At 62.5% G+C, this 15526-nt stretch carries 16 protein-coding genes; 11 read left to right on the top strand and 5 right to left on the bottom strand.

The features are described 5' to 3' along the window. Nucleotides 1-350: heme-binding protein (locus ACLBXN_RS17800; RefSeq protein ID WP_447613009.1), on the bottom strand; the 350-nt coding region annotated here is incomplete at its 3' end. Nucleotides 351-542: 192 nt separating this feature from the next. On the opposite strand from ACLBXN_RS17800, the gene ACLBXN_RS17795 reads away from it, so the two are divergent. The 6 genes from ACLBXN_RS17795 (at nucleotide 543) to ACLBXN_RS17770 (ending at nucleotide 4661) form a co-directional block, all read left to right on the top strand. Next, the gene (locus ACLBXN_RS17795) at nucleotides 543-1235 is read left to right on the top strand and encodes a Bax inhibitor-1/YccA family protein (protein WP_003053535.1); all 693 of its coding nucleotides are present in this window, start codon (nucleotides 543-545) and stop codon (nucleotides 1233-1235) included. A 147-nt stretch (nucleotides 1236-1382) separates the two neighbouring features. After that, nucleotides 1383-1736: a hypothetical protein gene (locus ACLBXN_RS17790; protein WP_447613008.1), complete on the top strand. Its 354-nt coding sequence runs from the start codon at nucleotides 1383-1385 to the stop codon at nucleotides 1734-1736. A 318-nt stretch (nucleotides 1737-2054) separates the two neighbouring features. Then, nucleotides 2055-2564 (top strand): DUF2325 domain-containing protein, encoded by a 510-nt coding sequence (locus tag ACLBXN_RS17785; protein ID WP_211458772.1) that lies wholly within the window; start codon nucleotides 2055-2057, stop codon nucleotides 2562-2564. After that, nucleotides 2561-3076, top strand: a complete 516-nt coding sequence (locus tag ACLBXN_RS17780; RefSeq protein ID WP_447613007.1) for a hypothetical protein — start codon at nucleotides 2561-2563, stop codon at nucleotides 3074-3076. Before ACLBXN_RS17785 ends, ACLBXN_RS17780 begins: the two co-directional genes overlap by 4 nt. 31 nt (nucleotides 3077-3107) lie before the next feature. Further along, complete coding sequence (locus tag ACLBXN_RS17775; protein WP_447613006.1) at nucleotides 3108-3740, top strand: superoxide dismutase; 633 nt, start codon at nucleotides 3108-3110, stop codon at nucleotides 3738-3740. Nucleotides 3741-3743: 3 nt separating this feature from the next. After that, complete coding sequence (locus tag ACLBXN_RS17770; RefSeq protein WP_447613005.1) at nucleotides 3744-4661, top strand: ZIP family metal transporter; 918 nt, start codon at nucleotides 3744-3746, stop codon at nucleotides 4659-4661. A 37-nt stretch (nucleotides 4662-4698) separates the two neighbouring features. Here the strand turns inward: ACLBXN_RS17770 and rlmD are convergent, their stop codons facing one another. Continuing rightward, nucleotides 4699-6198, bottom strand: a complete 1500-nt coding sequence (rlmD, locus tag ACLBXN_RS17765) for a 23S rRNA (uracil(1939)-C(5))-methyltransferase RlmD (RefSeq protein ID WP_447613004.1) — start codon at nucleotides 6196-6198, stop codon at nucleotides 4699-4701. A gap of 163 nt (nucleotides 6199-6361) precedes the next feature. Beyond that, nucleotides 6362-6673, bottom strand: coding sequence for a hypothetical protein (locus ACLBXN_RS17760; RefSeq protein WP_003053526.1), 312 nt, complete (start codon nucleotides 6671-6673; stop codon nucleotides 6362-6364). Between the two features lie 232 nt (nucleotides 6674-6905). Between ACLBXN_RS17760 and ACLBXN_RS17755 the strand changes: the two genes are divergently transcribed. The 4 genes from ACLBXN_RS17755 to ACLBXN_RS17740 are packed head-to-tail and all read left to right on the top strand — an operon-like array spanning nucleotide 6906 to nucleotide 9286. Beyond that, on the top strand, nucleotides 6906-7457 hold the full coding sequence (locus tag ACLBXN_RS17755; RefSeq protein WP_003053524.1) for a GbsR/MarR family transcriptional regulator: 552 nt from the start codon (nucleotides 6906-6908) through the stop codon (nucleotides 7455-7457). Nucleotides 7458-7504: 47 nt separating this feature from the next. Continuing rightward, the gene (locus tag ACLBXN_RS17750) at nucleotides 7505-8389 is read left to right on the top strand and encodes an NAD-dependent epimerase/dehydratase family protein (protein ID WP_447613003.1); all 885 of its coding nucleotides are present in this window, start codon (nucleotides 7505-7507) and stop codon (nucleotides 8387-8389) included. Further along, a complete protein-coding gene (locus ACLBXN_RS17745) occupies nucleotides 8382-8813 on the top strand; it encodes a DoxX-like family protein (RefSeq protein WP_447613002.1) in 432 nt (143 codons plus the stop codon). Before ACLBXN_RS17750 ends, ACLBXN_RS17745 begins: the two co-directional genes overlap by 8 nt. Then, nucleotides 8810-9286, top strand: coding sequence for a DUF2269 family protein (locus ACLBXN_RS17740; RefSeq protein WP_407713585.1), 477 nt, complete (start codon nucleotides 8810-8812; stop codon nucleotides 9284-9286). Before ACLBXN_RS17745 ends, ACLBXN_RS17740 begins: the two co-directional genes overlap by 4 nt. Nucleotides 9287-9376: 90 nt before the next feature. Here ACLBXN_RS17740 and ACLBXN_RS17735 read toward each other — a convergent pair whose 3' ends face one another. Both ACLBXN_RS17735 and ACLBXN_RS17730 read right to left on the bottom strand, forming a co-directional pair. Beyond that, nucleotides 9377-10921 carry a methyl-accepting chemotaxis protein gene (locus ACLBXN_RS17735; RefSeq protein ID WP_447613001.1) on the bottom strand — a complete coding sequence of 515 codons (1545 nt, stop codon included), beginning with the start codon at nucleotides 10919-10921 and terminating at the stop codon, nucleotides 9377-9379. A 198-nt stretch (nucleotides 10922-11119) separates the two neighbouring features. Next, nucleotides 11120-11596 carry an Lrp/AsnC ligand binding domain-containing protein gene (locus ACLBXN_RS17730; RefSeq protein WP_003053519.1) on the bottom strand — a complete coding sequence of 159 codons (477 nt, stop codon included), beginning with the start codon at nucleotides 11594-11596 and terminating at the stop codon, nucleotides 11120-11122. A gap of 115 nt (nucleotides 11597-11711) precedes the next feature. Here ACLBXN_RS17730 and putA point away from each other — a divergent pair. Beyond that, a partial coding sequence (gene putA / locus ACLBXN_RS17725) for a trifunctional transcriptional regulator/proline dehydrogenase/L-glutamate gamma-semialdehyde dehydrogenase (protein ID WP_447613000.1) occupies nucleotides 11712-15526 on the top strand: 3815 nt, incomplete at its 3' end.

Below are 15526 nucleotides of genomic sequence, written 5' to 3'. Positions count from 1 at the left end.
ACGCCGGAGACACCCACGGCGCCCAGTACCTGGCCGTCCTTGACGATGGCCACGCCACCTTCGAGCAGACCGTCCACAAAGGGAGCGCTCAGGAAGGCGGTACGGCCGTTGTTGATCATGTCTTCGAAAGCCTTTGTGTCCTTGCGGCCCACGGCTGCAGAGCGCGCCTTGGCGGGGGCGATATGGGAAGAGATGGGAGCAGCACCATCCATGCGCTGCAACAGCAGCAGATGGCCACCGTCGTCCACGATGGAGATCGTCACGGGCCAGTTGTTCTTCAGTGCTTCAGCTTCGGCAGCCGCAGCGATGGCTTTCACATCGGCCAGTTCGAGTTCGTGCTTGGTTTTCATGAGATAAAAAGCTCCGTTGGATTGTCAATGCAGCAAGCATATTCTGTACTTTGCAGGCAAAAGTAGATGCGATGTGAAAAACATTCCATCCTAAAACTGCCGCATTGCAACGGGGTATTGCAAAGGCTTCTCAAGACCCCCACCTAGAATGACAATGTTTCAACCCACAATTCCTGAAGGAGGAATGGCTACATGAACGAACAAGTCACCACACTGGGCTCTGCGGGCTACGGTGTCTCGCAGCAAGAGCGCAACCGTGTCTTGCGCAATACCTACTGGCTGCTGGCACTCAGCCTGATCCCCACCGTGCTGGGCGCTTGGCTGGGCGTAGCCACTGGCATGACTCGCGCGCTGACGGGCGGCGTGGGCCTGATCGTGTTCATGGTCGGCGCCTTCGGCTTCATGTTCGCGATCGAGAAGACCAAGCACAGCGCCGCCGGCGTTCCCGTGCTGCTGGCCTTTACCTTCTTCATGGGCCTGATGCTCTCGCGCCTGATCGGCATGATCCTGGGCTTCTCCAACGGCACCCAGCTGATCATGACGGCATTTGCTGGCACCGCCGGCGTGTTCTTCGTGATGGCCATGCTGGCCACCGTGATCAAGCGCGACCTGTCGGGCATGGGCAAGTTCCTGTTCGTTGGCGCTCTGGTGCTGATGGTGGGCGCCATCATCAACGTCTTCGTGGGCTCCACGGCAGGCATGATGGCCATCTCCATGCTGGCTATCGGCATCTTCTCCGCTTACATGCTGTATGACCTCAAGCAGATCATCGACGGCGGCGAGACCAACTACATCAGCGCCACCCTGGCCCTGTACCTGGACCTGTTCAACGTGTTCCAGAGCCTGCTGGCCCTGCTCGGCATCATGGGCGGCGACCGCGACTAAGCCTCGCTGCTGCTCGGTCAAGAAGGAGTGCCTTGCGCACTCCTTTTTGTTTGCAGTAATCTGCTGATGTCGGGCACGACCATCGCCGCAATGGAAATTTCAGCCATGGCCTAAATTACCGGCTGCCACTGCCGATAAGCAAACAAGATGAAGCCAAACCACCTTCCCCGCGCACTTGCCATTGCCCTGCTGCCTCTGATACTGGCAGGCTGCAAGATCGAAGATATTCCGGGCCTGGGCCCTGATCCACGCACCGTGGCGCGCGAATCCGAAGCCAAGGCCATTGGCGGCGCCTGTCGGCACGCCATGCGCGGACTGGAAGACTGCTACGTCCTCAACCCCAAGGCACCCAAGGCGCTGGTGTTTGCGGGCTGGAAGGACATGGATGAATACATGCGCTCCAACAAGATCGAAGGCGTGCCTTCCGTGCTGGGGCAGAGTGCCACCGAGAAACGCGGCGCCGCAGAGCCAGACAACGGCAGCAGCCGTAACCGCAGCTGAAATCGCTGATGGCAGGCCCGGAGCATGAGCTCCTGGCCCTGTCACTGAACATCGATCGGCACAGGCCGTAGCAACAACACTGCTACGGCTTTTTTTATGTCCGGTAACCGCCCTGTCCACGCACTCCCGGATGTCATATTTTCTTTGCGTGTATTGAATACAAACAATTCTCATTTATATTCATGAATTATTGATTCCATTCTTAGCTGCACATACGCGCATCCCAGCGACGAGTTCTGTTGTGCTCTCAACCATGGGGACAAGACTGCCGTGCCAGATGATGACTTCAACCAACTACGCCTTGAGCATGAGGCTCTCATGCTGACCTATATGGAAGTGCAGACCCGCTGCACGGCACAGATGCAATCGCTGGCACGCGAAGTGGAGGCGCTCAAGCGGCAGCTGGTGCACCTCAGGGCCAAAGTCATTGTCCGCGACAGCGCTCTGGCCTGGGAGCGGGAGCAGCGCCACGCGTTGGCCCAGGCCATGGCACTGAATCTGGTGCAAGCCCCCCCTCAGGTACCCCCAGCATCGCAGGCAGCCACGGCGGCCGGCATTGACTGGCCTGTGGTCGAGGCTGCCGACAGCCAGGCCCTGGCCGAGCAGCAGTTGCTGGAGGACAGTCTGCACGCTGCCGATCTGGTGATCTGCCAGACGGGCTGCATCAGCGATGGCGCCTACTGGCGCGTGAAGGATCACTGCAAGCGCACCGGCAAGACCTGCCTGTTGGTGGATCAGCCGAACGCCTTGCGGGTGGTGCGCATTCATCCATCAGGAGAGGACGGAAAAGTCGTGGCAGCCCAAGCCTGCATCGAGGGCGCCTCATGAGAGTCCGCACGACAAACGCCTCGGCTGCCGATCTGCTGTCCGCATGGAAGCGGCACACCCGCACGGCGATGGCGGCAACACTGGAGCATCGCCATCTCTCGGCACAAAAGCACTATCGCCATGCGCAGCAACTGGGTCTGCAACTACTCGGCGCGGAACCCGGAGACATTGCCGACGATGACCGCGTTGCGGCCTTTGTCGTGGCCCACCTGAATCTGGCTGATGCCTTTGCCGCCGCAGGCCAGCCGGGTTCGTCCTCCGAATGTCTGCATGAGGCGCAGCAGACCCTGATGTCACTGCTGCAGCAGGGCTGCGCCAGCCCTTCCCTGAGTCTCGCGATATACCGTCATCTGCCTCAGCTGCTGGCCACACGGGCCGAGCACGGAGCAGCAGCCCCTCATGCCGCCGCGGGCGTCTGCGCCTCGACATCCGCTTTCCCTCTCACTCACCCCGCCAGCGACAGGCAGTCCCGCCTTGCCAGCTTCGAGTCCGTGCATTCATCACTGCACTGACCCCTCTCTCTCACTGCCAAGGCATTCACTCATGAGCTATACCCTGCCCCCACTGGCCTACGACTACGCGGCACTGGAGCCGCATATCGATGCGCAAACCATGGAGATCCACTACTCCAGGCACCATCAGACCTATGTCAACAACCTCAATGCGGCGCTCGAAGGCAGCGAGTACGCGCAATGGTCGCTGGACGATCTGCTCGCCAAGGTTGAATCACTGCCGCAAACGCTGCGTCAAGCAGTGCGCAACAACGGCGGCGGCCATGCCAATCACAGCCTGTTCTGGCAAGTCATGTCTCCGAGCGGCGGAGGTCTACCGCAGAACGCTCTTGCAGCAGCCATTGACAAGGACCTTGGCGGCTTCGAGAACTTCAAGACCGAATTCACCAAGGCTGCCATCAGCCGCTTTGGCAGTGGCTGGGCCTGGCTCAGCGTGGACCGCAGCGGCAAGCTGCATGTGGAAAGCAGCGCCAACCAGGACAACCCTCTGATGCTTGGCATTGGCAGCGGCAACACGCCGATTCTGGGCCTGGACGTCTGGGAGCATGCCTATTACCTGAAATACCAGAACCGCCGCCCCGAATACATCGCCGCCTTCTACAACGTGGTGGACTGGAATGAAGTGGCGCGCCGCTTCGCTGCCACCCAGGCTGTCAGGAGCTGAACCATGGGCCCGGACGGACTGCAGACCGCCTCCTCCAGCCAGACGCCCCTGCCGCTCAGGACCAGGCTCGGGCTGCTGATCTCTGCGGCCGGTGCTCTGGTGCTGGCATCCATGGTCTGGAAGCAGCTGCAGATCAATCCCGCAGCATTGAATGCACTGCTGGGCGGCAGCGTGGCGGCGCTGGCGACCGCCCTGGGCGCTTTGCCGGTGCTGCTGACCCAACATCCGTCCGAGCGCACACAGGACACGCTGTTTGGCTTTGGCGCAGGCGTGATGCTGGCTGCCTGCGCCTTTTCATTGATCCTCCCCGGACTGGAAGCCGCCAAGGCAGCGACCTCGCCCGCCAGCAGCGAATGGCTGAGCGGTGCCTTGATCGGCGCAGCCATCTTGCTCGGAGGTGCAGCCCTGCTGGTCATGGATCGCCTGCTGCCGCACGAGCACTTCATCAAAGGCCGTGAAGGCGCCGATGCCAAGCAGCTGCGGCGCACCTGGCTGTTTGTCATTGCCATCACCCTGCACAATCTTCCGGAGGGCCTGGCCATAGGCGTGGGTTATGCCGCCAACGAGGGGCTGCGTGCCAGCTCGCTGACGCTGGGCATTGCCATACAGGATGTGCCCGAGGGCTTTGTCGTCGCTGCCTCTTTGCTGGCAGCCGGCTATACCCGCAGTTTTGCAGTGGTGCTGGGGGCTCTGACAGGGTTGATCGAGCCGCTGGGCGCCGTGATAGGCGCCATCGTGGTCAGCAGCTCCACCATGCTGCTGCCCTGGGGTCTTGGCTTCGCCGCTGGTGCCATGCTGTTTGTCATCAGCCACGAAATCATTCCCGAATCGCATCGCAAAGGCCATGAAGCCTGGGCCACCACAGGGCTCATGCTGGGCTTTGTCTTGATGATGATTCTGGACACCACCTTAGGCGGCTGAACTGCGCCATGCCGGCGCAGTTCATGCGCTTGCGCTCTTAGGCGCGCTCGAAAACGGCCATGGACTCTACATGCGCCGTATGCGGGAACATATTCACCACACCCGCGGCCACGCAGCGATAGCCCGCCTGATGCACCAGCAAGCCCGCATCGCGCGCCAGCGTGGCCGGGTTGCAGCTCACATAGACAATGCGCTTGGGGAACTGCCAGTTCTCCTGACCCTCGGGCAGCGGCGGCAGCAAATCGGGCTGCTCTTCGCTGGCCACACCGGTCTGCTTGGCGCCGATGCGGATCTGGTGAATATCGGCCAGCGCCTTGGACAGGGCAAACGCGCCTTCACGCGGGGGATCGACCAGCCATTTGTCGGAGTTGCCGTCGGCAATCAGCATGGCAGGCGTCATCTCGAACAGATTTCGCGCCACGAAGCTGGTGGGAGCCAGCTTGTCGTCTTCGCTGCGCGTGGCATTGTTGCCAGCGTAGTTTTCGTGCGAACGCTTGACCAGGGTTTCCGAGCCTTCGATGCCCAGCACCTCGCGCGCCATGGTGGCGATCGGCAGCGTGAAATTGCCCAGGCCGCAGAACCAGTCGATGACGCGCTCGTCCTTTTTTGCATCGAGCAGGCGCAGCGAGCGCGTGACCAGCACGCGGTTGATATGCGGATTGACCTGGGTGAAGTCGGTAGGCTTGAAAGGCATGGTGATGCCGAAGTCCGGCAGACCATAGGACAGCTGTGTGCCGCCTTCTTCCATCAGGTGCACGGTATCCGGCCCCTTGGGCTGCAGCCACCATTGCACGTTCTGCGCGGCAGCGAAGTCGCGCAGGCGCTGCTTGTCGGCGTCCGACAGAGGTTCCAGATGGCGCAGCACCAGGGCGGTGACATGGTCACCGCAAGCCACTTCGATCTGCGGGCAGGTTTCGCGGGCATCCATGCTGGCGATCAGAGCGCGCATGGGCATGAGCATGGCATTCACATGGGGCGGCAAAATCTTGCAGACTTCCATGTCGGCGATGTAGCGGCTCTTGCGCTCGTGAAAGCCCACCAGCACCTTGCCCTTCTTGGCCACATAGCGCACCGACAGGCGCGAGCGGAAGCGATAGCCCCAGGCCGGCCCTTCGATGGGGCGCAGCAGCGTCTCGGGCTTGACCTTGGCCAGATGCCAGAGGTTGTCCTCCAGCACACGCTGCTTGATCGCGACCTGGGCCGCCACATGCAGATGCTGCATCTTGCAGCCGCCGCAGGCACCGGCGTGCAGGCCGAAATTAGGGCAGCCAGGCGTCACGCGCTGCGAGGATTCGCGATGGATTTCGGTCAGCGTGGCTGCTTCCCAGTTGTTCTTCTTGCGATGGGTGTTGGCGCTGACGATTTCACCGGTCAGGGCGCCGTCGATGAAGACGACCTTGCCATCGGGCTTGCGGGCTACACCCTGGGCATCCATGTCCATGGACAGCACTTCCAGCCAGCCCTCGGGCAACGCCGGGGCATCAGACGGGACTTCGGGCAGGTTCTCGGGAATTTTGTTGTCGCGGGATTCACTCATGGTGGCCGATTGTCTCAGGCCACCCCATACCCGAGGGCAGACCACGGCAAAAAACTGCACGGACTGCGGGATGACGCCCTGGCCCCTGCAACTGCCGCGAGCCAGATAACAAACATCAAAATTGCCTCAAACGCTTGTTGGCCAAGCGCTTGCAGCTATGTAATCAGAAGCGCTGCTCTTCGCGCAGGCGACGCTCGCGGTTGTTGCGCGCCGCGGCAATCTGGGCACGCTCGGCAATCAGATTGACCTCCGTGGCGCAGTTGTACTCGTCGAGCGAGAAAAACATGCGCGCTCCGGGGGAGAGCTGCGACACCGTCTGGTGCAGGGGCAAGGAGAGATCGACCGGCGCCACATTGGAGCGATAGATCAGCTCGTTATTGGGCGCATAGACAAAATAGCAGGCAGCCGACGCGGCCTGGGCCAAAGCGCAGGCCGACAAAATCAAGGCGGCACGCAAGGCGGATGCAGCGGTCATGAACTCTCCCTTCCCTGACGGGGCTCCATGCCCCTGTAATGCGGCTATTTTACGAGTACGGACACAGCGAGCGAATCTGTTCGAATTTTCTTCAGCCAAAGAAAATTCGTCTCCAATCCTACCCACCGGAGTGGACTATCCCATGAGCATTGCCAGAAGCAGAAAAGCGGTTGCTTAAAAAACACAAATTTCTGTATTGACAGAAATTTCAAGCAGGACCACACTGCATCCCATGCAACTGAGTCCTATCGCTGAACGCTTTGTGCACCACTGGGGAGACATGGGGAACGCCTGGGGCGTGAACCGCACGGTGGCGCAAATTCATGCACTGCTGTTCTTTCATGGCCGCCCCCTCAATGCCGATGAAATTTGCGAAACCCTGGGCGCGGCCCGCTCCAACGTCAGCAACAGCCTCAAGGAGCTGCTGAACTGGAACCTGATTCGCACCAGCCGCAGGAGCGGCGACCGGCGCGAGTATTTCGAGACCTCGGCCGATGTCTGGGAGTTGTTGCGCACCATTGTGCGAGAGCGCAAGCAGCGCGAGTTCGATCCCACCAGCGCGCTGCTGCGTGAGCTGATCGCCAGGCCCGAATTCGAGCAAGAGACAGCCGATACCCAGGACCGCGTGCACGAGACCTTGCGCCTCATGGATTCGCTGGGCATCTGGACCGACGAAATGCTGCGTCTGTCCCCTGCCACGCTGGACAAGATCCTGCGCCTGGGTGCCAGCGTCCAGCGCTTTGTCCGCGGCAGGGATGGCGGCCAGGGCAAGGACAACGACTGAAACGGAGCTGAATTCTGTCAAGGCAGAAAACTGAAAAGGAGTAGCGTATGCGAGTTCTGATCTGCGGCGGCACCGGTTTTCTGGGCCGACATATCGTGAATGCCCTGGCCCTGCTGGACCACGACCCCGTGGTGCGCAGCCGCCACAGCCAGCCGCCTCTGGATTTCGGCGTCTGCACGACGGCCGAGACATGGCTTGAGCATTTGCATGGCATCGACGCCGTCATCAATGCCGTAGGCGCCCTGCGCGACAAGCCCGGCCAGGATCTGCAGACCCTGCACGCTCTGGCCCCCATGGCGCTGTTCGATGCCTGCGCCCAGGCCGGCGTGCGCCGCGTGGTTCAGGTCTCGGCACTGGGCGCGGGACTGAGCGGCACCCAGTACGCCACCACGAAGCGCGCAGCCGACGAACATCTGCTGGCACTGGGCAGGCAGGGCCTGCTCAATCCCGTCGTCGTGCGCCCCAGCATCATCTTCGGTGCGGGGGGCGCCAGCAGCCAGCTGTTCATGAATCTGGCCAGGCTGCCCCTGTTGCTGCTGCCCGAACTCATGCGCAGCAGCCAGATACAGCCCGTGGCCGTGCGTGATCTGGCCGATGTGCTCGCGCATATGGCGACATCCGACGCTCCCGAAGGCATGGTCGAAATCGGCGGCCCCGAGCCGCTTTCGACAGAGGCCTTCATCGCCAGCCTGCGCAGCCAGATGGGTTATGGCCCGGCATCGGTATATGCCCTGCCCGACTGGATGAGCAAGGGCAGCGCCAGAGTCGGCGACCAGATCCCCAACCTGCCCTGGTGCAGTGAAACCATGGCCTTGCTGGAAAACGACAACGTCACCGATCCCCGGACCCTGGCCACGTTGCTGGGGCGTGCTCCTGTGGCTCCGGGTGCCATGCTGGGTACCGTGCCCAGAGAAGGCCGCCGTCATGCCTGATCTGCAGAACGGAAACCACGCCAGCGAACAGGCGGCCAGATACATGCACGCCAGCCTGGTCGTCGTCTGGCTGGGTACGGCCCTCGTCAGCGCGCTGGACTATTTCGGACTCTCGGGACTCAGGCACGAAGGTGCACGCCTGCTGGCCGACGGAGGCATCCTCGATGCACGCTGGCAGGCACTGCTGATCTGGTCCGGCCTGCTGGCCGATTTGGCTCTGGGCCTGGCCTTGCTGTTGCGCCCGGGACGAGCCAGCTATCTGACAGCCCTGTTGCTGATGACGGCCATGACCGTGATCGGCACGGCTCTTCAACCCGCGCTGTGGCTGCATCCGCTCGGGCCGCTGCTCAAGAACCTGCCCATCGCCGCCATGCTGTGGTTTTTGCTGCAGGCACACAAATCTTCCCACAGGCTTGAATCATGAATACCTATCTGCTGCTCAAGACGCTGCACATCCTCTCCAGCGTGCTGCTGGTCGGCACCGGCCTGGGTTCGGCCTTCTATATGTTCTTTGCCAACCGCAGCGGTTCGGTCGCGGCCCAGGCCGTGGTCAGCCGCCTGGTGGTTCGGGCCGACTGGTGGTTCACCACCCCCTGCGTCTTTATTCAACCGATCACGGGCATTGCAATGGCCTATCTCGCAGGCTGGCCACTCACCACGCCCTGGCTCGCGCTTTCGCTGGGCTTGTATGCGCTGGCCGGCATTTGCTGGCTGCCCGTGGTCTGGCTGCAGATCCGCATGGCAGCGATGGCAAATCAGGCGCATAGCCAGAGCCAGGCCCTGCCGCCGCTTTTCCGGCAGTATCAGCTGCGCTGGGAGGCCCTGGGCTACCCCGCCTTTGTGGCCATGGCCGGTACCTATTATTTGATGGTGAACAAGCCAGTGCTCTGGGGCTGAGGTACTTGTCGCGGGCAGATCGCCCGCATCTGTCCCAAGCAGGGCAGCCCACAGCCCATCGCGGCCATCGGACTGCCCTGAATTCGCCTGCTACCGGAACACGCCAATCGCTTCCACGAGATTTTTCACCTGCCATTGCATGCTGCTGGAGGCCTGCGCGCCCTGAGTCACCAGCTGTGCGTTCTGCTGCGTCAGATAGTCCATGTCCGCCACCGACTTGCCGACCTGGGTGATCTCCTCGCTCTGCTCGCGCGTGGCCTTGCTGATCTCGGCAATGAAGTCCGCCACGCTGCGGGCCTGGGAAACGATATCGCCGATGTTGCGCCCTGCATCGGTCACGACGAGAGAGCCGGCCTCGATATTGGCAGTGCTGGCCTGAATGAGCGCCTTGATCTCCTTGGCGGCATCGGCGCTGCGCTGAGCCAGTGCCCTTACCTCGCCAGCAACCACCGCAAAGCCCCTGCCGTGCTCGCCCGCACGGGCTGCCTCCACGGCCGCATTCAGGGCCAGTAAATTGGTTTGAAACGCAATGCTGTCAATCACTCCGACGATGTCGGCGATACGGCGAGAGTTGGCGGTAATGGAGTCCATGGTGGCGACGATCTGATTCATGGACTGCCCCCCGCGCAGGGCCGCTGCACTGGCTTCGCTGGCAAGCACACCGGCTTTTTGCGCCGTATCGGCGCTGGACTGAACCCGGGCCGTGATCTGCTCCATGGATGCCGAGGTCTGCGCCACATTCACCGCCAGCTGCTCCGTCTGCCCGTGCAGATAGCTGTTGCCTTGCTCAATATCATTGCAGGCCTGCTGAACATTCAGAGCCTGCTGATTCACATCGTCCACCAGCCAGCGAAACATGAGACCGATCTGGTTGACCGTACGCAGCGTGGTGCCGATTTCATCCGTGCGCTGCAGATATTCCGTCTGCCGGTTGTTGCCGGTTGCCACGTTCAGCGACTGACGCTTGAGCAGCTCCAGCGGCGTGGCGAACTGGCTCTCCAGCAATAGCGTCATGACCATCAGGGCGACCGTCATGAAGGCCGCCATCGACAGAAACTGCATCTGGCTTTGGCCCAGCAGCCAGGCGCCGAGCACCAGGGCGCCCCACAAGGCCAGCAAGTTCAGCCGAATGCGCCGGCGCACCCCCATATGGCGCCAGATCGAAAGCACTTTTCCCAGCCCTTTCTGGGAGACGATGCCCTTGTGCAGCTCGGGGGCGGCAGCGCCCTTGTCGTGCATGGTTTCATACAGCTTTTGCGCCGCTTCCACCTCTTTGCGCTCGGGCTGTGTCCGCACGGACATATAGCCCTTGGCCCGGTCATTGCGGATGATGGGAATGGCATTCGCGCGAACCCAGTAGTGGTCCCCGTTCTTGCGCCGATTCTTGACCAGTGCACTCCAGGGCTCGCCGCTCTTGAGCGTGGCCCACATATCGGCAAAAGCGGCAGCAGGCATGTCCGGGTGGCGCACCAGATTGTGCGTCTGGCCAAGAACCTCTTGCGGCTCGAAACCACTGACCTCCATGAATGCCTGATTGGCATATTTGATGTAGCTCTCCGTGTCCGTGGTGGACATCAGAGTGGCATTCTCATCAAAGCTGTACTCACGCTGTGTCACTGGTGCATTGACTCGCATAGATGCCGCTTTTTGGTCATTGATCGAGAAAGACTGCACAGCCTTGTGCCGCAGCCTGCGCTGCAGCAATCACCTCTGTGTGTATCAATTATTTACATGTTTTTTGCGCCCCATCCATTCCTGAAAAAAGCAGTTGTTGCTAGCCCGCGTCAACGCAGATACAGAGCCCTGATCCCCTCATTCAAACGCGCTTTTCTCCTACAGAGGCAGCCGCGCATCGTCCTTGATCTCCTCCATCACCGCGTAGGTTCTGGTCTCGCGCACGCCCGGAAGCTGCCAGAGCACCCGGCCCGCAAAGTCGCGGTAGGCGGCCATATCGGCCATGCGGGTCTTGAGCAGATAGTCAAAGCCGCCGGCCACCATATGGCATTCCATGATGGCGGGATAGGCCAGCACGGCGGCCTTGAACTCATCAAACACGTGGGGAGTGGTGCGATCCAGCAGCACCTCGACAAACACCGTCATGCCCACACCCAGTTTCTGCGGATTCAGACGCGCCTCGTAGCCCAGGATGTAGGCGTCGCGCGTGAGCCGAGCCACGCGAGCCTGTACGGCAGTGGGCGAAAGCGCCACCTGTTCGGCCAGGCGCAGATTTGAGATACGCCCATCGGTTTGCAAAATTGCCAGTATTTTTCGGTCAATTCTGTCTATATCCACTTCTGAAGCGTCATTCATTGGTGAATTCCTCTCTTTAATTCACTCAATATAGAGATTCATTCTTCGGCAAACCAGCAATGATTTTCCCTATGTAGACAGCCGCGTCCGCGCCGCTTGCAATGCAGCTGTGAACATGGTGAAGGCCGCGCACCCACTCGCGTCCAGGCTCTTTGACACCTGCACCGACATGCCGACCTTCACTGCGCTGCCAAGCAGCAAACGCCCTGCCGACACACTGCGCCAGGCCATTACCGCCGCCACCCGCATGGCCGAGACCGATGCTGTGGCCCGACTGCTGCCGGCCGCCACCCTGCCCCCAGCACAGGCTGCCCAGGTCGCAGCCCATGCGCAAAAGCTGGTCGAGCAGCTGCGCGCCCAACCCGCCAGCGCTGGGCGCCAGGGGCTGGTGCAAGGCTTGCTGCAGGAGTTCTCTCTGTCCTCGCAGGAAGGCGTGGCGCTGATGTGCCTTGCCGAGGCATTGCTGCGCATACCCGATGCCGCCACGCGCGACGCACTGATCCGCGACAAGCTGCGCGGCGGCGACTGGCAGGCGCATCTGGGCAAAAGCCCTTCGCTCTTTGTCAATGCCGCTGCCTGGGGGCTCGTGGTCACCGGCAAGCTGGTCGATACGCATAGCGAGCCGGGCCTGCTCGCGGCGCTCAAGCGTGTCACGGCCAGAGGGGGCGAGCCGCTGGTGCGCAAGGCCGTGGATATGGCCATGCGCCTGATGGGCGAGCAGTTTGTGATGGGCGAGACCATTGCCCAGGCTCTGGAGCGCGCGCGAGAGTTGCAGGCCAGAGGCTTTCGCTATTCCTACGACATGCTGGGCGAGGCGGCTCTTACCGCCCAGGACGCGCAGCGCTATCTGCAATCCTATGTGGATGCGATTCATGCCATTGGCAAGGCCGCTGGCGGCATGGGTCTCTATGAAGGACCAGGTATTTCCATCAAGCTCAGCGCCCTGCATCCACGCTACAGCCGCGCCCAGTGGCAGCGTGTGATGAGCGAGTTGCTGCCGCGCGTGCTGCAGCTGTGCGAGCTGGCGCGCAGCTACGGTATAGGTCTCAATATCGACGCCGAAGAAGCCGATCGGCTGGAGCTGTCGCTGGACCTGCTGGAGCAGTTGGCCCATGCCCCCAGCCTGGCGGGCTGGAACGGCCTGGGCTTTGTGATCCAGGCCTATCAGAAACGCTGCCCCTATGTGATTGACTATCTGGTCGATCTGGCCCGGCGCAGCGAACGCCGCCTGATGGTGCGCCTGGTCAAGGGCGCTTACTGGGACAGCGAGATCAAGCGCGCCCAGATCGACGGTCTGCGTGACTATCCGGTCTACACCCGTAAACACCACACCGATGTGGCTTACATCGCCTGCGCGCGCAAGCTGCTGGTCGCGCCCGATGCCATTTACCCGCAGTTCGCCACCCACAATGCTCAGACGGTAGCAAGCATCGAATCACTTGCCAGCGCCCTTCCCTACAGCGTAGGCAGCTATGAATTTCAATGTCTGCATGGCATGGGCGAGCCTCTCTACCGTCATGTGGTCGAAGCCGAGGACAAGGCCGCGCGCCGCCCCTGCCGCATCTATGCACCTGTGGGCACGCACGAGACGCTGCTGGCCTATCTGGTGCGCCGCTTGCTGGAGAACGGCGCCAACAGCTCGTTCGTGCACCGTATTGCCAACCCCGACTGGCCAATCTCCGACCTGATAGCAGCCCCCGCAGATCAGGTGCTGGCGGAAAGCCAGTTCGATGTTCAGGCTGCGGTCGATGTGCAGGATGCGGCGCAAGACATAGGCCTGCCTCACCCTCGCATAGGACTGCCGCGCGGCCTGCTGGGTGCGCAGCGCATCAACTCGGCAGGCCTGGATCTGAGCGATGACGGTGTGCTGGGCGCCTTGTCTCAAGCGCTTGTGCAAACCCGGCCGGCACTCCGCCCCCAGGACGGCCATGCCGCCGACGCCGACGCCGACGCCATCGGCACCGCCATCACCAACCCGGCCAATCATCAGGAGCTGCTGGGCCATGTCAGCGATGCCACGCCCGCGCAGATTCAACAGGCACTGCAGAGAGCCGTACAGGCTCAGCCATCATGGGAGGCGAGCCCGGCCGAACAACGCGCCGACCTGCTGGAGAGCGCCGCCGACAGCTTCGAGACCCGGATGCTGCCGCTGATGACCCTGCTGATGCGCGAAGCCGGCAAGACCGCCGCCAACGCCGTGGCCGAGGTGCGCGAGGCCGCCGATTTTCTGCGCTATTACGCGGCCCAGATTCGGCGACAGGCCGCTGCGGATCTGCTCGCCCCCGGCATTGGCCCGGTAGTCTGCATCAGCCCCTGGAATTTTCCGCTGGCCATCTTCACCGGACAGGTCGCCGCTGCTCTGGCAGCCGGCAACGCAGTACTGGCCAAACCCGCCGAGCAGACCCCGCTGATCGCCCAGGAAGCCGTGCGCCTGCTGCATCAGGCCGGCATCGGGCCTGGTGTGCTGCAACTGCTGCCCGGCCGGGGCGAAACCGTGGGTGCAGCGCTGGTGGCCGACGCGCGTGTGGCAGGCGTGCTGTTCACGGGCTCCACCGAGGTTGCCCGTCTGCTGAATATGCAGACCGCCGCTAGGTTGCGGCCCGACGGCCAGCCCGTGGTGCTGGTGGCCGAAACCGGCGGCCAGAACGCCATGCTGGTGGACTCATCCGCACTGGTCGAGCAAGCCGTGCAGGACATTGCTGCATCCGCCTTCGACAGCGCCGGCCAGCGCTGCTCGGCTCTGCGCCTGCTGTGCGTGCAAAGCGACTGCGCCGACCGGCTGCTGGCCATGCTGTGCGGCGCCATGCAAGAGCTGCATTGCGGCGACCCGGCCGAGCTGGCCACCGATGTGGGCCCCGTGATCGATGCCGATGCCAAGGCAGCCATCGAGCAGCACATCGCCAGGCTGGGAGCTCTGGGCCTGCGCATCCATCAATCGCCGCTGAGCCCGGAAACTGCCGCACAAGGGCATTTTGTGGCGCCCACGCTGATCGAGCTGCCCGATCTGCAGCCGCTCAAGCGCGAAGTCTTCGGCCCCGTACTCCATGTGCTGCGCTATCAAAGGCGTGAGCTGCCGCAGTTGCTGGAGCGCATCAACGCCCTGGGCTATGGCCTGACCATGGGCTTGCACACACGCATTGACGAGACGGTGCAGCAGGTCACCCAGGCAGCACATGTAGGCAATCTGTATGTGAATCGCAATATGGTGGGGGCCGTGGTCGGTGTTCAGCCCTTTGGCGGCGAAGGGCTGTCGGGCACCGGCCCCAAGGCCGGCGGGCCGCTGTATCTGCCGCGCCTGCAGCAGGCACCTGGCTCGCCGCTACGGCTGCTGAGCCTGCTGCTGCACCAGTGCGGCGAGGCTCAGCGCACTGCCGCACCCGCCACCTCCGCTGCCGCGGCCGCCTTGCAGCTGCTGGGTCACTGGGCCAGGCAGCATGGTGAGGCCATCGTCAGCAGTCATTGCGAAGGCCTGCAATCGGCCCTGCCCGATCTGCATGCCGCGCGCCTGCTGCCAGGCCCCACCGGCGAGCGCAATCTCTACCAACTGCTTGGCAAGCCGCGCACCCTGTGTCTGGCCCAGGACAGGACCATGCTGCTGCTGCAACTGGCCGCCGCACTGTCCTGCGGCTCGCAAGCCCTGTGGCCAGCCAGCCCGCTTGGCACTGCCGTGCACCACAAGCTACCCGAGGCACTGCGCCGTCATGTACGGCTATTGCCTGACAAGCTGAGCATCGAGGAAATTGCGCAGACCGAGGCCATGGACGCTGCGCTGCTGGAATGCGACGACGCAGACTTTCTGCAATGGTCGCAGGCATTGGCAGGACGACCCGGCCCGCTGGTTCTGCCCACGCGCTGCCAAGCAGGCCAGCCCGTACGGCTGGAGCGGCTCTGGCACGAGCGTGCGCTGTCGCACAACACGGCGGCCGCCGG

The organism is Comamonas sp. C24C (genome assembly GCF_053345995.1).
Note: the sequence above shows the minus strand (reverse complement) of the source record. Positions and strands in the feature narration are given on the sequence as shown.